Below are 19424 nucleotides of genomic sequence, written 5' to 3' on the forward strand. Positions count from 1 at the left end.
AACATGATGAAACAGATGACATTTATAGGGGCGTTGTTTTTAACGGCATGCGTCACGATCAATATTTATTTTCCGGCCGCGGCGGCCGAGAAGGTGGCGGACGAGATTATCCAGGATATACAGCAGGCGCCCGGTGCCGATGCCGCGCAATCGGTCGAACCGCAATCGCGTTTGCCCGGTTGGCGGATCAGTTTCTATCGGCGCGTCGATGAGCTGCTCGATGTGTTGATTACACCGGCGCATGCCGCGGCGAATCTGTCCGTCGACAGCGCGGAAATTCGCAGAATTCGCGCCTCGATGCAGAGTCGCTTCGCCGATTTGAAGCCTTTCTATGACGCCGGCTATATCGCTATCGGCGCCGACGGCATGTTGACGGTCAGAGGCAGCGTGCCGCTGAGAGAACGTAATCGGGTCAACAAACTGGTCGCAGCGGAAAACGCCGACCGCAATAAATTGTATCAGGCCATTGCTAATGCCAACGGGCATCCGGAATGGTTCGCGCAAATCAAAGAAACCTTTGCCGCCAGGTGGATCAGCAATGCTCATTCGGGTTGGTGGTATCAAACCTCAAACGGCAGTTATAAACAGAAATAAGCATGGCGAGAAGAAGAGTCAGAAAGAAGAAATTACCGGAAAACCCGGTTAAAGTCACCATCGAATCCTTATCGCATGACGGACGCGGCGTCGCGCATGTGGACGGCAAAGTGGTCTTCATCGATGAAGCCTTACCCGGCGAAGAATTGGAATTCATCTACACCGACAATCGCCGCGATTATGCCGAGGGCAAGGTGGCCACATTATTGACTCGCTCGGAGCATCGTGTTGAACCGGCCTGCCCGCATTTCGGCGTCTGTGGCGGCTGCAGCTTTCAGCATGTCGATGACGCCGAACAGATTCACTTCAAGGAGGATTTGCTGCAGGAACAATTTCGACGTATCGGCAAGGTGGAAATTCCCAAGATCTGGGAGCCGTTGACCGGCCCGCATTGGGGATACCGAAGCAAAGCCCGCATGGGGGTTAAATATGTGGCGAAAAAAGGCCGGGTATTGGTCGGTTTTCGCGAACGCCGCAATCCGTTTCTGGCCGAAATCGAAAGCTGCAAGGTCATGCATCCGATCGTCGGCGAAAAGCTGATGGACTTGTCGGCGATGATCGGAAAACTGACTATCAAGGACAAAATTCCCCAGATAGAAGTTGCGATCGGTGAGCAGGCGTGCGTGCTGGCATTCCGGGTGCTGGAGGCGCCGACCGCGGAAGACAGGCAAATCATGAGTGACTTCGGTAAGGAGCACGGCATCAGCATCTGTCTCCAACTTAAAGGGCCGGATACGATCATGCCGATACCGGGAGACGCGGAGGTGACGCCCGGCTATCGCTTGCCGGATCAACAGGTGGCGTTCAAGTTTCGTCCGGCGATGTTCACCCAGGTCAATTACGATATCAATCGTAAAATGGTGAATCGAGCCATCGAGGCCTTGGAACTGAACGAAAACGACAATGTGCTGGACCTGTTCTGCGGCCTCGGCAATTTCACCTTACCGATGGCGACCCGGGCAGGACATGTGGTCGGTGTCGAAGCCGATCTGCCGCTGGTCAAGCATGCCCGAGAAAATGCCCGTTTGAATCGATTGGACAATGTCGATTTCTATGTTGCCGATTTGAGCAAAGATGTCAGTGAGCAAGAATGGAGTCGTCAACGATTCAACAAGGTGTTGCTCGATCCTTCCCGGGCCGGCGCCTCGGAGGTCTTGCATAATTTCAAGCACTGGCGGCCGGAACGTATCGTCTATGTATCCTGTAATCCGTCGACCTTGGCCAGGGATGCCGGCATTCTGGTCAATGAACTCGATTATAAGCTGATCAAGGCCGGGGTTATGGATATGTTTCCGCAGACCGCACACGTGGAATCGATTGCGTTGTTCGAGCGATGATGCGGGCCGATCGTTATCTGGAGGTTTTCATCGCCGATCAGCAGTTGGTGGTCTGGCAGGATGGGGGTATCGTCAAGACTTACCCGGTTTCCACCGCAAAAAACGGCCCGGGGGAGCGAATGGGGAGTGAATGTACGCCTACCGGCTGGCATAGGATCCGCGCCAAAATCGGCGCGGGTCAGCCGATCAATAGTGTCTTTGTCGGCAGAAGACCGACCGGGGAAGTCTACAGCGCCGAGTTGGCCCGGCAATATCCTCGCCGTGACTGGATACTGAGCCGGATTTTATGGCTGAACGGCATGGAGCCGGGGAAAAACCGCTACGGCCGGGTCGATAGCGGCTGGCGTTATATTTATATCCACGGTTGTCCGGATCATTTGTTGCAGGGGCGGCCTGAATCGCACGGCTGTATCCGGATGAAGAATACCGATGTGATCGAGTTGTTCGAACGGGTTGCGGCCGGCTGTCCGGTTTTCATTCATCGATAGGCGGCAGAAACATAGGTTCTGTTGCTGAATCGTTATACTGTTTGGATAGTAATTATTCAGCGTATTTTATCAGAGGAATATGCACAAAATAACTTCCCGAAACAGTAGGCTTTGTGGAGGTTTCGGGGTTACCTCATTAAATGAATGAGTGGCAAAACAGAATTTAACAACAAATACGCCAGGGGGATCCGCTGTGCGTGATCCATCTCACGGATGTGGTTGTGCTGATGATAGGAAGCGCACCGGTTTTTGATGCGCTTCACGTTGTTCAGCACATCCTACGAAAGGCATCGCGACCGTAGGGTGATTCGCCGCCAGGCAATGCGCCTGGATACCACAATGACCAATTTTGCCTCCGGCGGCGGTTTTTGGCGGCTTGCTTCGCGAAGCCGCCCTACGTTGGCGGATCCGCTGCGCTTGATCCGCCCTACCGGTGCGGGTAGGGTGTGCTGACGATAGGAAGCGCACCTTGTTACGATGCGCTTCACGCTGTTCGACGCATCCGAAGGCAAGGCTACATTGGCGTGCAACCGTAGGGTGATTCGCCGCCAGGCAATGCGCCTGGATACCACAATGACCAATTTTGCCTCCGGCGGCGGTTTTTGGCGGCTTGCTTCGCGAAGCCGCCCTACGTTGGCGGATCCGCTGCGCTTGATCCGCCCTACCGGTGCGGGTAGGGTGTGCTGACGATAGGAAGCGCACCTTGTTTCGATGCCTTCACGCTGTTCGACACATCCGAAGGCAAGACGGTGCTTTGCGTAGGAGCGCCGCCCTCGGCGCGTAAAGCAAGTAGTCCGCATCGCTATGCGAAATGCAGGTCAACGAGGTCCTGAACGATTCAACCGTGACTAGAGTAAGTTAAACGTTCGGGGCGGGTTAAATAACCCGCCCCGCCCAGAAGGTATTTTTTAATGAGGGAGCCCTGGCGGTGGAGGTTCGGCAGCAATTCCCAGTTTAAGTATTTTTGCAGGGTTTAGGGCATGGGGTGTGTCTGTCGAGGAGCGCCGTTCACCCAGCACCTAAATTATCCTGGAATGTAAAATATAGTCCAGTAGTCATGGAATTTAGGTGCTGGGTTAACGCGTCCCGAGAAATCACCCGAGAAATCAATGGTCTACTCCCTAAACCCTGAAAGATACTGAATAGTTACCCCATTTTGTTTATTAAGGTTGATTTTAGCAAATGCCCAGAATCGTATTAGGTATAGAATATGACGGCAGCCAGTTCCATGGCTGGCAATGGCAGGACGGGAAGCGCAGCGTGCAGGGAGAGCTGCAGGCCGGCTTGAGCAAAGTCGCCGACCAACCGGTGACGGTGCTCTGCGCCGGGCGTACCGACGCCGGCGTGCATGCCTTGGAGCAAGTGGTGCATTTCGACTGCGAAGCCGAACGCGATATGCGCGCCTGGGTGATGGGGGGCAACAGTCAATTGCCCGGTGATGTCAGGATTCTCTGGGCCAAGCCGGCGATCGCCGATTTTCATGCCCGCTATAGCGCCATCGCCCGCTTTTATCGCTACGTCTTTTTCAATCGCCCGGTGAAGTCGGCGCTGGCGCGCAACCAGGTCACCTGGTGTTATGAGGCGCTGGATGCGGAAAAAATGCATCAGGCCGCTCAGGTTCTGATCGGCGAGCACGACTTTTCTTCATTCCGGGCCCACGGCTGTCAGTCCAAGAGTCCTAGGCGCTTGATGTATTTCATCGATGTTTACCGCGATGGAGACCGGGTGATCATCGATCTATCGGCCAACGCCTTTGTTCATCACATGGTGAGAAATATTGCCGGCGTCTTGATGGATATCGGCCGGGGACGGCGATCGCCGGATTGGACCGAGCACTTGCTTAAGGTCAAGGATAGAGAGCAGGGTGGAGTGACTGCGTCGCCGCATGGCTTGTATCTGGGCGGCGTTTATTATCCGGAGCGCTATGGTCTGGTCTATCATCCGATATTCAAGCGGTTGCCGAAAGACGCCAAGCGGTTCGATTAAGGCCGGCGGGACGGGATGTGTCTCCCATTCCATAAAATCAGCAATTCCCAATTTGAGTATTTTGCGGGGTTTAGGGCATGAGGTGTGTCTGTCGAGGAGCGCCGTTCACCCAGCACCTAAATTATCCTGGAATGTAAAATATAGTCCAGTAGTCATGGAATTTAGGTGCTGGGTAAACCCATCCCTGGGGGCTTGACGGCAGCATCCTTGCTGCCGACATCCTCGCCAAACACACCCCATGCCCTTTTTGAACGCCAAAGTGGGAATTGCTGCCATAAAATTTGCCGCTTTAGTCGGACATGGACTGGTGTTAATATTGGCGGCTGATTAAATTATAAAATTTACCAATCATGTTTAATGTTAATAATTATCTTTCCTTTGCCATCCATGGTGGGCAAGGAGGGCATGGGGGAGGCGTTGCCGGCGCCGTTCAACAGTTGCTGGCGTTTCTGGAAACATTAACGACCCAGTCGCCGGGGGAGATTTTTAGCTCGATCATGCCCGGCATCGCGGCCATGGAAAATATACACCCGCTGTTGGTGCATTTTCCCATCGCATTTTTGAGTGCTTTTATTCTGGTTGATTTTGCCGGCAGCCTTGCCGGTAAGGCAAGCTGGCGTCAGGCCGCGGGCTGGTTTCTTTATCTGGGCACGTTGACCGCCGCCTTGACCGTCGCGGCCGGGTTGGCGGCCGCCGCATCGGTCTCTCATGGCGATAATGTTCATGCCATCATGGAGCGGCATCAGTATATGGGGATCTCCATCTTGCTGTTGGCTTCGTTGCTGTCGCTTTGGCGTTTGCTGAGTCGAGGGGTGATCCAAGGCGGGGCGAATGTGCTCTATTTGCTCCTGGTCGCCGTATTAGGGGGGCTGGTCGTGTTGACCGCCGATTTAGGCGGCCTGATGGTATACAAATACGGCGTCGCCGTGGAAACCAGCGAACCGTCGATGTTGGATTATTTTCAGCAGCATCAACACTCCCATTAACTCATCTTTTACCGAGGCGACTTCTCGTCAATCTGCTGGTTTGAGGGGTAGGAAAGCGCAATTCAGGGTCTGGAGTCATGCGCTTCCCGGATTTCGCTACTTAAACATTGATCCGGATATTTCACAAAGGGAATGAAATATCCGGATTAAATGCTGCCGCCATGAACAAAAACCAGCTGGGCCTGTCTACTCATGAGTATCACCAACGCATGCTTGCATTTTTCATTCCCTTGTCAGTATCAAACTCGCCAAACTCACCCCATGCCCTAAACACAGCAAAAACGCTCAAACTGATGACATGGGAATTGCTGGGATAGATCTATTTCTTAAACCGAGCTTAGCTTAAATATGTTATCCTAGTGGGCTTGTTTTGTTGAGACATTTTATGCGGACACGCGTTAAAATTTGCGGTTTTACTCGGGTCGAAGACGCCGTTTATGCATCGAAGTTAGGGGTGGATGCAATCGGGCTAGTGTTTTATCCCCCCAGTCCTCGTCATGTCAGCCTGACGACGGCGACCGAAATCGTACGGGCTCTGCCGGCTTTCGTGTCAGTGGTGGCCTTGTTCGTCGACGCCAGCGAAAAGCAGATCAGGCGGGTCTTGGCGAATTTACCGGTGGAGTGTCTGCAGTTTCACGGCGACGAAAGTCCGGAACAATGCCGAATTTATGGTAAACCCTATATGAAGGCGGTGCGTATGCAACAGGGTATCGATGTGGCGGCAATTGCGGATCGCTATCATGACGCCTCCGCATTATTGTTGGATGCTTACCATCCTGGAATCAAGGGGGGGAGCGGCAGCAATTTCGATTGGGGGTTGATCCCTAAAGATTGCGCCTTGCCGATCGTGCTGGCGGGCGGCTTGGCGCCGGAAAATGCCGGGCAAGCGGTGCGCGTGGTCAAACCTTATGCGCTGGATGTGAGCAGCGGCGTGGAAACCGATAAAGGCATTAAGGACGCGGCGAAAATGGCTGCATTCATACAAAAAACCAATGAAGCGATAGAAGAATAACCATGACTGATAAATACAATATGCCGGATGAAAAAGGGCACTTTGGCCCTTATGGCGGTATTTTTGTGGCGGAAACATTAATGCCGGCCATAACCGAGTTGAATGAGGCTTATCAGAAGTATCTGAAAGACCCTGAATTCATAGCCGAGCTGGATGCCGATTTGAAGCATTATGTGGGGCGGCCGTCGCCGCTTTACCATGCCGAACGCTGGAGCAGGGAACTTGGCGGCGCGCAAATTTATTTAAAACGTGAAGACCTCAATCACACCGGCGCCCATAAGGTCAACAATACCGTCGGTCAGGCCCTATTGGCCAAACGTATGGGCAAAACCCGCATTATCGCCGAAACCGGCGCCGGACAACACGGCGTCGCCACCGCGACGGTCGCCGCTCGATTGGGGCTGGAATGCGTCATCTATATGGGGGCCGTCGATGTTGAGCGGCAAGCGCTTAATGTTTATCGGATGAAGCTGCTAGGCGCCACCGTGGTGCCGGTGGAATCCGGGTCCAGAACGTTGAAAGACGCCTTGAATGAAGCGTTGCGCGACTGGGTAACCAATATCGACAATACTTTTTATATTATCGGCACCGTCGCCGGTCCTCATCCTTATCCTGCCATGGTCAGGGACTTTCAGGCGATCATCGGGCGCGAAGCGAAGGAACAATGCCTGGAAATGACCGGCAAGCTGCCCGATGCCTTGGTGGCTTGCGTCGGCGGCGGCTCCAACGCGATCGGCTTGTTTTATCCTTTTATCGACGATGCGTCGGTTAAAATGTACGGTGTCGAAGCGGCCGGCGACGGCATAGCAACCGGACGTCATTCGGCGCCATTATGCGCCGGCAGGTCGGGCGTCTTGCATGGCAACCGGACCTATTTAATGGCCGATGACGACGGTGAAATCATCGAAACCCATTCCATTTCGGCGGGTCTGGACTATCCGGGCGTCGGTCCCGAGCATGCCTGGCTGAAAGACAGCGGCAGGGCGGAATATGTCAACATCACAGACGATGAAGCCTTGCAGGGCTTTCATGCCTTGACCCGCATGGAAGGTATTATTCCGGCGCTGGAATCCAGCCATGCGATGGCCTATGCGATGAAACTGGCGCCGACGATGAGCAAGGAACAAATCATGATAGTCAATCTATCGGGACGGGGCGATAAAGATATGCATACCATTGCGCAACGGGAGGGAATTAACGTATGAGTCGCTTAAAGAACCGTTTTGAACAACTCAAACAGGATGGACGTAAGGCTCTGATCCCTTTTATCACCGCCGGCGATCCTAATCCCGAATTTACCGTGCCGATGCTGCATGCGATGGTGGAGGCCGGCGCCGATGTCATTGAAGTGGGCGTGCCGTTTTCCGATCCGATGGCCGATGGTCCGGTGATACAACGGGCCAGCGAAAGGGCATTGGCCCACCATGTCGGCTTAAGAAGAGTTTTGAGCCTGGTGGCTGAGTTCAGGAAAACTGATCAGCAAACGCCGTTGGTGTTGATGGGCTATCTGAACCCGATTGAAATAATGGGTTATGAACAGTTTGCCGACGCGGTGCAAAACGCCGGCGTCGACGGCGTTTTAACGGTGGACTTGCCGCCGGAAGAGGCGCATGATTGCGTCGCCTTATTGCGGCAGCGGGAAATCGACCAGATCTTTCTGTTGGCGCCCAATAGTACGGCCGAACGGGTGCAGAAGATGGATGAGGTCGGCAGCGGCTACATCTATTATGTATCTTTGAAAGGCGTCACCGGCGCCGGTCATCTGGACACGGCCGATGTCGCCCAGAAGCTGACGATGATCAAGCAGAACACCCGGTTGCCGATCGGCGTCGGCTTTGGCGTCAAGGATGCGAAGACGGCGAAAACCGTGTCCGCGATCGCCGATGGCGTCGTGGTCGGCAGCGCCCTGATTTCCATGATTGAAGCCAGTCTGGATGATCCCGAACAGGCAAAAAAAGATATTATAGAACTATTAAAGTCCATGCGTCATGCCATGGACAGTGAAGACTAAATCGGAGCAAACATCGATGAGTTGGTTTGAAAAATTAGTCCCTTCCACGATCAGAACAGAAGCGTCGAATAAAAGGGCCTCGGTTCCGGAAGGTTTGTGGAACAAGTGCCCCAGTTGCGACGCCATCCTTTACAATGCCGAACTGGAAAAGAATTTTAATGTGTGTCCGAAATGTGAATACCACATGCGCATTTCCGCCCGGAAGCGTTTGCATATGTTTCTGGACGAAGAAGGTTGGGAAGAAATCGGCGCCGGCTTGAAGCCTAGCGATCCGCTAAGATTCAAGGACAGCAAGAAATACAAGGATCGCCTGTCCCAGGCGCAGAAGAAAAGCAACGAAAATGATGCGCTGGTGGTCATGAAAGGGACGTTGAAAGGTCGGGGCATCGTCGCCGCCGCCTTCGATTTCGGCTTCATGGGCGGATCGATGGGATCCGTGGTCGGCGAACGTTTTGTCCGCGGCGTCAATGAAAGCCTGAGATTGGGCGTACCCTTCATCGTCTTCACCGCCAGCGGCGGCGCCAGAATGCAGGAATCGTTGTTTTCCTTGTTTCAAATGACTAAGACCAGCGCCGCGTTAACCAGGCTGGCCGAAGCGGGCATCCCCTATATTTCTTTCATGACCGACCCGACTATGGGCGGCGTCTCCGCCAGTCTGGCGATGTTGGGCGACATCAACGTCGCCGAACCGAATGCCTTGATCGGTTTTGCCGGCCCTCGCGTCATCGAACAGACGGTCAGAGAGAAATTACCGGAAGGCTTCCAGCGCAGCGAATTTCTTCAGGAACATGGCGCGATCGACATGATTATCGATCGTCGCGAAATGCGCGATCGAATCGCCAGCATTCTGTCGATTCTTTACCGACCCGAGTTTTCGGATGCGCAAGCAAGCGCCGACGAGGAACAGCAGTCGGAAGTCGTCGTTGAAGTCGCCGATACGGACACTTCCGATCACCAGGAATAGGCCGGTCTTCATACATGGCGCGTTTTGATTCGCTGCAGGGATGGTTGAGGTGGCAGGAAGGCCTTCATCCCCGGGTCATCGACATGGGCTTGGATAGAGCCGCCGGTGTTTATCAACAGCTCAATCCGGACAACGTTAAGCCGCCGACCATCACCGTTGCCGGCACGAATGGCAAGGGCTCCTGCATCGCCTTTCTGGAAGCCATCTATCGGGCGCAAGGCTATAAGGTGGGGGCCTATACCTCTCCGCATATCCTAAAATATAACGAACGCATCAAAATCGATGGCCAGCCGGTTGCCGATGACTTGATTTGTTCCGCATTTGAACGCATCGATGCGGCGCGAGGCGAGGCCACGCTCAGTTATTTTGAATTCGGAACCTTGGCGGCGCTGGATTTGTTTTGGCGCTCCAAGGTCGATGTTCAGCTGCTGGAAGTGGGCCTGGGCGGACGTCTCGATGCGGTTAATATCATCGATGCCGACGCCGCCATCGTCACCAGCATCTGCATCGATCATGTCGACTGGCTGGGCGAAACCCGGGAAGCGATCGGTCAGGAAAAAGCCGGTATTTTCCGCAGTGGCGTGCCGGCCGTCATCGGCGATACCGATCCGCCTCAATCATTGCTTGCGGTGGCGCGGCAAAAGCACACGCCGTTGCTGCGCATAGGCGACGATTTCGGTTATCGGAAGACAGACGGCGGCTGGGAATGGCGTTACGCCGATCGTTTGCTGACTCAATTACCGTTGCCGGCGCTGCAGGGAGAGCATCAATTTCGTAACGCTGCTTCGGTGCTGACCGCAATCAGCACTTTGGCGGAGAGGTTGCCGGTCAGTGAACAAGCGATGCGTCAAGGGCTGACCGAGGTCAAATTGAGCGGTCGCTTTCAGCTGATCGACAGCGATATACCGGTGCTGCTCGATGTCGGCCACAATCCGCAAGCCGTCAGAACCTTGTTGGAATATCTGCAACAACACTACGCCGGAGTTAAAATTCATGCGGTTTTCGCGATGATGCAGGATAAGGACATTAGCGGCGTAATCAAGATCATCAGTCCCGTCATCAGCGCTTGGTATCTGGCGCCCTTGTCCAACCCCCGTGCGGCCAGCGAAGCCATGGTCAAGCAATGCTTTAATGACAATCAGGTCGATCATGTGACGGGAGGGTTCGCCAACTTTAGCGAGGCATTTAGCGCCGCGCAACAACAGGCGAAACAAGATGAGCTAATCTTAGTATTCGGTTCCTTTTTTCTGGTGTCCGAATATTTAGCAAGCTGTTAAGTGAGGTGAAAAATGGATCAGGAATTAAAACAACGTTTGGTCGGCGCCGTCGTGATTACGGCCTTGGCCGCAATTTTCATACCGATGCTGTTTGACGATCCGGTCGATGAAACGGGAAAGAAAATTAACGAATTGAAAATTCCTGAATTGCCGGAGCGGTTGCAAAGCAGCCAAGCCGTCCGCGTTCCGCAAAACAGCGACGATGTGATCGAGCTGCCGCTTAAGCGTCCCATGAAAACGGTGACCGCGGCTTCCGACCAAGCATCTGCATTGCATCGCTGGTATTTGCAAGTGGGGCTGTTCAGCCAACAAGAAAATGCGCTGAGCCTGCGCGACCAGTTGAGGCGACAAGGTTATGCCGCATCGGTCAGCAAGGTGAAAGGCGATCAGGGCGAGATGTACAAGGTCAAGGTCGGTCCGGAAATGAATAGAGATCGGGCGGAAGCGATCAAAGTTAAATTGAAGCAACAAAATGACCTGAATAGCTTTGTCATCCAGGACGAAGACTGAGGTGCGCCATGATCTGGATTGATTACGCCATACTGGCCCTGGTTGTTATCTCGTCGGTGATCGGCTTGTTTCGCGGCTTTATCAAGGAAGCGTTTTCTTTGTTGTTATGGATGGCGGCGATTTGGGTAGGGCTCAATTTCAGCCGGGAATTCGCCGTCTTTCTGGAAGGGCTGATCAGCTATCCTTCCGCCCGTATTGCCGTGGCATTTGCCGTCTTGTTTTTTATGACGCTGATCTTGGGTAGTTTAATCAGTTATCTATTGGGTGAATTAATAGAAAAAACCGGGCTGACTGGCTCGGATCGTTTTGCAGGGATGATATTCGGTGTGGTCAGAGGCATGGTTGTCGTTGCGCTGGTGATCATGCTGGCGGGGTTGACGCCATTACCGGAAGATTCGTGGTGGAAGGAATCGAGTTTGATCCCGCCCTTTCAAACTCTGGCCGTCTGGTTGCGAGATCATGTCCCGTCAGGCATGGCGGCTTATATAAATTATCGTTAATATCTTTTAGGTTTGTTTTATGTGTGGTATCGCCGCGATTGTTTCTCATCAAAATGTTAACCAGGACTTGTACGACGCCCTGACCGTGTTGCAGCATCGGGGGCAGGATGCTGCCGGTATTATGACTTGCGAAGGGAGTCGTTTTTGTTTGCGTAAGGACAATGGATTGACCCGCGATGTTTTTTCCACCAGCCAAATGATGAAGTTGCGTGGCAATATGGGCATCGCCCATGTCAGATATCCGACTGCGGGATGCACCAGTTCCGCCGAGGCTCAGCCTTTTTACGTCAACTCGCCGTTCGGATTGGCGTTGGCGCACAACGGCAATTTGACCAATACCGAGCAGCTGAAAAAAGAGCTGTATGTCGAGGATCAACGTCATATCAATACCGACTCGGATTCCGAGATTTTATTGAATGTTTTTGCCCACGAATTACAGGAATTGCGCAAACTGCGGATTACCCCCGATGACGTGTTCGCCGCGGTGTCGCAGGTGCATAAACGTTGCCGTGGCGCTTACGCCGTCGTCATCATGATTGCCGGATTCGGCATTCTGGCGTTTAGAGACCCTAACGGCATTCGTCCGGTGGTGTTTGGCGAACGTAAAACCGAAGGCGGCACCGATTTGATGATTGCCTCGGAAAGCGTCGCCCTCGACGTGTTGGATTTCGAGATGATACGCGATATCGAACCGGGCGAGGCGATTTTTATCGAAGCGAACGGCAAGTTGCACAGCAAACAATGTGCCGTGCAGGTAGACCATTGCCCCTGTATTTTCGAATATGTTTACTTTGCCCGTCCCGACTCGATCATCGACGACATTTCCGTCTATAAAGCCCGTCTCAGGATGGGGGATAAGCTGGCGGCAAAAATCATGCGGGAGTGGCCCGATCACGACATCGACGTGGTGATTCCGATTCCGGATACCAGCCGGACATCGGCCTTGCAGATGGCTAACAAGCTCGGGGTTAAATTCCGCGAGGGATTCATCAAAAACCGTTATATCGGCCGCACCTTCATCATGCCCGGGCAGCAGATGCGGAAAAAATCGGTGAGACAGAAACTCAATGCGATCGGGCTGGAATTTGAGGGCAAAAATGTATTGCTGGTCGACGATTCCATCGTCAGGGGCACGACCTCGGAACAAATTATCCAGATGGCCAGGGATGCCGGCGCCAAGAAGGTCTATCTCGCGTCCGCGGCGCCACCGGTGCGCTATCCGAATGTCTACGGCATCGATATGCCGGCGGCGCATGAATTGATCGCGCATAATCGCAGCGAAGAAGAAATCTGCGCGGCGATAGGCGCCGATAAGTTGATCTATCAGGATCTCGACGATCTAGTCGCCGCGGTCAGGAGAGGGAATAAGGATATCAAACATTTCGATACCTCCTGTTTCAGTCAACAATATGTGACCGGCGACATCGATGACGCCTATTTGCAGCGGATCGAGGAGTTGCGCAATGACGATGCCCAAACCAAACGCAGCACCGAAAATTTAATTGTCGAAATGCAGAATTCGGCTTGATACGTACGCTGCCGGATGCGTAAACTCCAGCAGCACCTTTTGTGCTTAATGCCGCTAAAATGCTCAAACTGATGGGAATTGCTGACATCGATACTTAGATTGTAACGACTCACCCCCATTCGTAGGGTGGATGCGCCCTTCAGGCTTATCCACCCTACATGCTGGGAATTGCTGACATCGATACTCAGATTTATGCAAGGCTTAATTGCCGACAACACACTAACGATTGGATGACATGACCGAAAAAGACTGGAAAGACTATTCATTGGATACGCAGGCGATCAGGGCGGGCCATAGACGCACTCATGAAGACGAGCACAGCATACCGATTTATGCGACCTCCAGTTATGTCTTTGACAGCGCCGAAGACGCGGCATTGCGGTTTACCGGCAAACAGCCCGGCAATATCTACTCCCGCTTTACCAATCCCACCGTCAATGCTTTTCAGGAGCGCATGGCCTTGATGGAGCAGGGCGAGCGCTGTTTGGCTTTCGCTTCCGGGATGGCGGCGATCATGGCGGTCGGCATGGGTTTGTTGAAATCGGGCGATCATGTCGTGTGCTCGCGCAGCGTGTTCGGCAACACGGTTTTGATGTTTCAAAACTATTTCGCTAAATTCGGCGTGGAAACCGATTTTGTCGAGTTGACCGATTTGGAAGCCTGGGAGCAGGCGATCAAGCCCAATACCCGGTTCTTGTTTCTGGAAACGCCTTCCAATCCGTTGATCGAGATCGCCGATATCAAAGCGCTAGCCGATATCGCTCATCGACACGATTGTTTGTTGATCGTCGACAATGTATTCTGCACGCCGGCCTTACAGCAGCCATTGACGCTGGGGGCCGATCTGGTCGTGCATTCGGCCACCAAATACATCGATGGGCAGGGGCGCTGTGTCGGCGGCGCCGTGGTCGGCAATCATGACATCATTGAAAAAGACATCTATCCTTATCTGCGCACCGGCGGCGCGACGATGAGCCCTTTCAACGCCTGGGTCTTTCTTGCCGGACTGGAAACGCTGGCGCTCAGAATGAAGGCGCATTGCGATAATGCCTACGCGCTGGCGCAATGGCTGCAGCAACAGGATGCGGTGGAAAAGGTGCATTATCCGGGCTTGTCCGACCATGCCCAGCACGAACTGGCCAAGCGCCAACAGCGCCATTTCGGCGGCGTGGTTAGTTTCGAGTTGAAAGGCGGGCAGGAACAGGCGTGGAAATTGATTAATTCCACGCAAATGTTGTCGATTACTGCTAATCTTGGAGATGTAAAGACAACCATTACCCATCCCGCCACCACCACCCACGGTCGGCTGACGCCTGAAGTGAGAGCCGCGGCAGGCATTAAGGACAGCCTGGTGCGTATCTCCGTCGGCTTGGAAGATATCGAGGATATCGAGAAAGATTTGCTGAACGGCTTATAACATAGCCGCCTGCCGTAGACGGCGTGGGTAATTCGGTTGCAGAATCGCAGTTTATTAACGATGCGTCCGGATAAGATGATCTACGCCTATGGTTTTTGCCAATACGTTATTCAATGACAACGTCCGTCTGCTGAAGAGTCAGGTGTCTAAAACCGCCTATCAGGGCGTGTTTATCGCCGTCGCCAGCATCATCATCGCGACGATGCTGGTCAGCTATTATCATATCGGGACGGTATCGGCCGACGGCATCATCATGGCCCAGCAACAGAACTATGTGTTGTGGGTCTTGGACACGGTTCCTTTTGTCTTCGGCTTTTGGGGACAATACTCAAGCTCGGTGATCGCCTATCAGGCAGGCGCCTTGATTTATGATCAGACCGAGGCGTTGAGAAACAGGGCGGAGCATCTCGAGAAACAAGCCAATTATACCGCCACCCATGACATCCTGACCGATCTGCCCAATCGGGCTCTGTTTTACGATCGCGTGGAGCAAAGTATTTATTCGGCCAGCAGCCTTAGCCGTATGTTGTCTGTTTTGTTGGTTGAGATCGCCAACTATAAGGAAATTTACGATACTCTGGGCCACAATAGCTGCGATCTGGTGGTCAAGCAACTGGCGACGCGCTTGCAGGGCGTGGTGTTGGGCAGCGATAAAGTAGCCCGTATCGACGGCAATGTCTTTAGCGTCTTGTTGTCCGAGGGCTGCGATGAAAGCGATGCGCTGAGCTTGGCCAAGTATATTCAAACGGCTTTGGAACCGGTTTTCATGGTCGATCAATTGCATATTCCGGTTCATGCCAATATCGGCATCGTCAACTTTCCCGAACATGGCGAAGATGTCGACACGCTAGTGCAGAAAGCCGGCGTGGCATTATTCATGGCGGCTAAATCCAATGAAGGCTATGCCATCTATGAGCCGGCCTTCGATGATCATAGTCCTCGCCGTCTAACCTTGATGAGCGAGTTGCGCCGGGCAATCGAGAGTAGCCAGCTGGAATTGTATTATCAGGCCAAGGTTTCCCTGCAAAGCGGCCAGCTGTTTGGGGCCGAGGCATTGTTGCGCTGGCAACATCCCAGACATGGTTTTATTCCGCCCGATGAATTCATCATCATGGCGGAACGCACCCGGATGATCAAGCCGTTAACACTTTGGGTATTGAAGGAAGCGTTCAAACAATCGGCGCTTTGGCATGCGCAAGGCAAAGACTTGATCATTTCGGTCAATTTATCCACCCGAGATCTGCATGACCCCGAGCTGCCCGATCTGGTCTCGGGGATTGCCGCATCCACCGGCATCAGGCCGGAATGGGTCATGCTCGAAATTACCGAAAGTTCGATCATGACCGATCCCGACAGGGCGCTGGAAATCATCAAGCGCTTAAACGGCATGGGTTATCAATTCTCGATTGATGATTACGGCACCGGTTACTCGTCGCTGGCCTATCTGAAAAAAATGCCATTGGCTGAATTGAAAATTGATCGATCCTTTGTCGCCGAAATTTTGACGAACGAGAACGATGAGGTCATCGTTAATGCGACGATCAATCTAGCGCACAATCTGGGCCTGCATGTGACCGCGGAAGGCGTCGAAAACGAGGCGATTATGCATAAATTATCTGCTCACGGTTGCGATTTGGTGCAGGGATACTTTTTCAATCAGCCGATGTCATTAGCGGATTTTGAATGCTGGATGCAGGAGAATCCCTGGCAAGCCGCCGTTTATCAAAGGTCGTCGTAGGAGGCCTATCCTTTGGCCGAATGCGGCTTTTCGCGCCGAGGGCGGCGCTCCTACAGGCGCGGTTACGTGACACGTCGAGGTTGCAGAGGGGGGCGCTAATGCTGTTAATGTCCTCAGCTCGCCCTCTCGGGCCGAATGCGGCGCTTCTGCCGGTGTTGCGATTGATTTGTAGGCTCGTGGTTTTTGGCTATCTTTACTCATACCTATCAAATAAACGGTGCGGACATGGCGACATTCCAAGACAGAAAAGAATACCGAAAAAACTTAACTTCCAGCGGTCAGTTGGCGATCGCCGGCGAAATATTGGATTTTAAGAGTTATGATGTTTCGTTGAAAGGCCTGATGGTTGAAGTCTGTCCCGGTGAGTTTCTAGCCAAGCTCGAGGATTTCCAGGCGCTGTTGCCTGATAATAATCGGGTTGAAATCTATGTCAAAGAACTGAAGCTGAGCGGAGAAGCGTTCATCGTCTGGGTCAGAGGCGGTCAAGGCGGGAAAATTCAATTGGGCCTGGAGTACGGCGATATCGAACATAACGCCCAGAAATTATGGCTAAGACGCAAGGCCTATCGCAGAACCAAGCCGTTTTCCTGCTTAATGATGCTGGATCATAGTAAAGTCGAAACGCTCGGTCTCAATATGTCCACGGACGGCTTGGCTGTCAGCGGTGATTTAAAAGGCTATGACATCAAAGTCGGGGATGTGGTCAAGTTGAAAATTTCCGGCCAGAGCATCAGCAAGGCGATAGCCAAGATCATCTGGATCAATGAAAGCGGTGATGACCGGTTGACGGTCGGTTTACGTTATCTGGGCATCGATTAATATGGCCATTAACCTATTGCCGGATGTTTTCCTATTCACTTCAGGGCAATCGCGCTATGTTGCAGATGGTTGTCACGTAACCCACTGCGTTTGCTTTGCCCGGAATTGTCATAGCGCAAAACGTGACCTACGGTGCTGGAATCGTTGGAAAGCCGTAGGTCAGGGTGCGCGAAGAGCGTTCCCTGACGATTCAAGCAATATTGTGATGGCCTGTCGCGAAATCCAGCAATGATTAAAAAAACGGGTTCGTGTTGTTCAGCGTAGTTTGCGGTTCAACAATCGGCCAATAAGGGGTCCAGTTTCTTGCTCTGTTCCAGACGGTATAATTCGTCAAATCCTCCGACATGTAAATCCCCGATAAAAATTTGTGGCACCGTGCGGCGTTGGGTCTTTTCCATCATTGCCTGGCGCAGGCCGGGTTTAGAGTCGACATTGATTTCCGAATAGCGCGCGCCTTTTTTATCCAACAACTTCTTGGCCATCGTGCAGTATGGACAAAGGTTTGCGGTATAAATCAGTATTTCTGTCATTGTGTTTATTAATATATTCTAAAATAGCCGGCAATTTTAACGGTTTTTAAGCCGCTGTTCAATCGTCAGTGCTAGGGACAGTTGACGGATCAGCAGGCAGGCGGCCTGGCCCAAATCTTCGCCGAATGCAACAACGCCGTCTTCGTGGCCTAGCATAGAGAAAATCGACGAGCGCTTTAAGCGGCCGCTCGTAAATAGTTTTTTCACCGCAGCAACCATTTCTACGCTGCCGTAGGCCACCTCTTTCCGGGTATGGGGTAAATCCATTTCGTGCGTGTGCCGCCATATTTCCGGGCAATGCACATGGATGACCGCTGCAATAGCCGGGTCCTGTTCATAAATCATCGCATGCGTCAGCGCTTCAGATGACGGTTTGATGCGGCCATATGAAACCAGGCGGTTTAATTCGGGCTCGGCGCGTTCTATGACGGCATAATGATCAGGCGACAGCATCGGCAGATGCCCCGTTTGCGTACCGCTGATGAGAAATTTCTCGCCCGCGGTTCTGAGGCTGATGTTGCCGAAGCCGTAACCGTCATAGCGTTGCGGGTCCTGGCCAATCAATTCCAAGCGGTAAAGGATGTGGCGCCAGGCATTCAGGTCGGCGAAGGGGAAGGTCGGGGATATCGCTTTGTCGTTGTGTAGCAGGCGGTATTTGATGACGCCTTCTTGTTCAGTCATATAAGTAACCGTGATGCAACCGGAGATAGGAAGCGGCGATAAATAGCCTGCTATAAGCTTTGCTCAACCCGTATAAGGATAATTTTATCGGAAATACGATGCAAATTGCTTTTGCGCATCATCCTGCTGCTGACATCGTTGATGAAGAAGTATATGAAATGATCGACAGCATGGTGGCCGACACGCCCCGGCTGCCGGTAGGGTGTGCTGACGATAGGAAGCGCACCTTGTTTCGATGCGCTTCACGACGATCGGCTTTACATGGGCATCGCAACCGTAGGGCGGATTCGCCGACAGGCAATCCAACTGGGATACGCACAATGCCAATTTGGCCGCCGGTGCGGGTTTTGGTGGCTTGCTTCGCGAAGCCACCCTACGCGAAGCCGCTCTACGTTGGCGGATCCGCTGCGCTTGATCCACCGGTGCGGGTAGGGTGTGCTGACGAGAGGAAGCGCACCAGTTTTTGATGCGCTTCACGTTGTTCAGCACATCCTACGAAAGGCATCGCGACCGTAGGGCGGATTCGCCGACAGGCAATCCGCCTGGATACGCACAATGCCAATTTTGCCCCTGGCGCGGGGTTTGGTGGCTTGCTTCGCGAAGCCACCCTACGCGAAGCCGCCCTACGTTGGCGGATCCGCTGCGCTTGATCCACCGGTGCGGGTAGGGTGTGCTGACGAGAGGAAGCGCACCAGTTTTTGATGCGCTTCACGTTGTTCAGCACATCCTACGAAAGGCATCGCGACCGTAGGGCGGATTCGCCGACAGGCAATCCGCCTGGATACGCACAATGCCAATTTGGTTCCCGGCGCGAGGTTTGGCGGCTTGCTTCGCGAAGCCACCCTACGCGAAGCCGCTCTACGTTGGCGGATCCGCTGCGCTTGATCCACCGGTGCGGGTAGGGTGTGCTGACGAGAGGAAGCGCACCAGTTTTTGATGCGCTTCACGTTGTTCAGCACATCCTACGAAAGGCATCGCAACCGTAGGGCGGATTCGCCGACAGGCAATCCAACTGGGATACGCACAATGCCAATTTGGCCGCCGGT

18 protein-coding genes are annotated in these 19424 nt (G+C 53.2%); 16 read left to right on the top strand and 2 right to left on the bottom strand.

Features of this window, described 5'->3' with window-relative positions:
* The first annotated feature begins 6 nt into the window (after positions 1 to 6).
* The 16 genes from Q9L42_RS11640 (at position 7) to Q9L42_RS11715 (ending at position 17167) form a co-directional block, all read left to right on the top strand.
* The gene (locus Q9L42_RS11640) at positions 7 to 594 is read left to right on the top strand and encodes a YdbL family protein (protein WP_305908237.1); all 588 of its coding nucleotides are present in this window, start codon (positions 7 to 9) and stop codon (positions 592 to 594) included.
* 2 nt (positions 595 to 596) lie between these two features.
* Positions 597 to 1931 (top strand): 23S rRNA (uracil(1939)-C(5))-methyltransferase RlmD, encoded by a 1335-nt coding sequence (gene rlmD, locus Q9L42_RS11645; protein ID WP_305908236.1) that lies wholly within the window; start codon positions 597 to 599, stop codon positions 1929 to 1931.
* The gene (locus Q9L42_RS11650; protein WP_305910216.1) at positions 1931 to 2419 is read left to right on the top strand and encodes a L,D-transpeptidase; all 489 of its coding nucleotides are present in this window, start codon (positions 1931 to 1933) and stop codon (positions 2417 to 2419) included. The genes rlmD and Q9L42_RS11650 overlap by 1 nt, the downstream gene beginning before the upstream one ends.
* A 1182-nt stretch (positions 2420 to 3601) precedes the next feature.
* Positions 3602 to 4405, top strand: coding sequence for a tRNA pseudouridine(38-40) synthase TruA (gene truA / locus Q9L42_RS11655; RefSeq protein WP_305908234.1), 804 nt, complete (start codon positions 3602 to 3604; stop codon positions 4403 to 4405).
* A 350-nt stretch (positions 4406 to 4755) separates the two neighbouring features.
* Entirely contained in the window at positions 4756 to 5391 is a 636-nt protein-coding gene (locus tag Q9L42_RS11660) for a DUF2231 domain-containing protein (protein ID WP_305908233.1), read from the top strand.
* Between the two features lie 385 nt (positions 5392 to 5776).
* Positions 5777 to 6403 (top strand): phosphoribosylanthranilate isomerase, encoded by a 627-nt coding sequence (locus Q9L42_RS11665; RefSeq protein WP_349431113.1) that lies wholly within the window; start codon positions 5777 to 5779, stop codon positions 6401 to 6403.
* A 2-nt stretch (positions 6404 to 6405) separates the two neighbouring features.
* Positions 6406 to 7608 carry a tryptophan synthase subunit beta gene (trpB, locus tag Q9L42_RS11670; protein WP_305908232.1) on the top strand — a complete coding sequence of 401 codons (1203 nt, stop codon included), beginning with the start codon at positions 6406 to 6408 and terminating at the stop codon, positions 7606 to 7608.
* Positions 7605 to 8414, top strand: coding sequence for a tryptophan synthase subunit alpha (gene trpA / locus Q9L42_RS11675; protein ID WP_305908231.1), 810 nt, complete (start codon positions 7605 to 7607; stop codon positions 8412 to 8414). Before trpB ends, trpA begins: the two co-directional genes overlap by 4 nt.
* A gap of 16 nt (positions 8415 to 8430) precedes the next feature.
* Positions 8431 to 9378 (top strand): acetyl-CoA carboxylase, carboxyltransferase subunit beta, encoded by a 948-nt coding sequence (gene accD / locus Q9L42_RS11680; RefSeq protein ID WP_349431114.1) that lies wholly within the window; start codon positions 8431 to 8433, stop codon positions 9376 to 9378.
* A gap of 14 nt (positions 9379 to 9392) precedes the next feature.
* The gene (folC, locus tag Q9L42_RS11685; protein WP_305908230.1) at positions 9393 to 10655 is read left to right on the top strand and encodes a bifunctional tetrahydrofolate synthase/dihydrofolate synthase; all 1263 of its coding nucleotides are present in this window, start codon (positions 9393 to 9395) and stop codon (positions 10653 to 10655) included.
* Positions 10656 to 10667: 12 nt separating this feature from the next.
* Positions 10668 to 11165, top strand: coding sequence for an SPOR domain-containing protein (locus Q9L42_RS11690; protein WP_305908229.1), 498 nt, complete (start codon positions 10668 to 10670; stop codon positions 11163 to 11165).
* A gap of 8 nt (positions 11166 to 11173) precedes the next feature.
* Complete coding sequence (locus Q9L42_RS11695; protein ID WP_305908228.1) at positions 11174 to 11665, top strand: CvpA family protein; 492 nt, start codon at positions 11174 to 11176, stop codon at positions 11663 to 11665.
* 19 nt (positions 11666 to 11684) lie between these two features.
* A complete protein-coding gene (gene purF / locus Q9L42_RS11700; RefSeq protein WP_305908227.1) occupies positions 11685 to 13193 on the top strand; it encodes an amidophosphoribosyltransferase in 1509 nt (502 codons plus the stop codon).
* 235 nt (positions 13194 to 13428) lie between these two features.
* Complete coding sequence (locus Q9L42_RS11705; protein WP_305908226.1) at positions 13429 to 14610, top strand: O-succinylhomoserine sulfhydrylase; 1182 nt, start codon at positions 13429 to 13431, stop codon at positions 14608 to 14610.
* 88 nt (positions 14611 to 14698) lie between these two features.
* The gene (locus Q9L42_RS11710) at positions 14699 to 16348 is read left to right on the top strand and encodes a putative bifunctional diguanylate cyclase/phosphodiesterase (protein ID WP_305908225.1); all 1650 of its coding nucleotides are present in this window, start codon (positions 14699 to 14701) and stop codon (positions 16346 to 16348) included.
* 225 nt (positions 16349 to 16573) lie between these two features.
* Positions 16574 to 17167, top strand: a complete 594-nt coding sequence (locus tag Q9L42_RS11715) for a PilZ domain-containing protein (protein WP_305908224.1) — start codon at positions 16574 to 16576, stop codon at positions 17165 to 17167.
* Positions 17168 to 17439: 272 nt separating this feature from the next.
* Here the strand turns inward: Q9L42_RS11715 and grxC are convergent, their stop codons facing one another.
* Together grxC and Q9L42_RS11725 are read right to left on the bottom strand one after the other, a co-directional pair.
* Entirely contained in the window at positions 17440 to 17697 is a 258-nt protein-coding gene (gene grxC, locus Q9L42_RS11720; protein WP_305908223.1) for a glutaredoxin 3, read from the bottom strand.
* Between the two features lie 36 nt (positions 17698 to 17733).
* Positions 17734 to 18378, bottom strand: a complete 645-nt coding sequence (locus Q9L42_RS11725; protein ID WP_305908222.1) for a class II aldolase/adducin family protein — start codon at positions 18376 to 18378, stop codon at positions 17734 to 17736.
* Between the last annotated feature and the right edge of the window lie 1046 nt (positions 18379 to 19424).

The organism is Methylomarinum sp. Ch1-1 (assembly GCF_030717995.2).
Classification (GTDB): Bacteria; Pseudomonadota; Gammaproteobacteria; order Methylococcales; family Methylomonadaceae; genus Methylomarinum; species Methylomarinum roseum.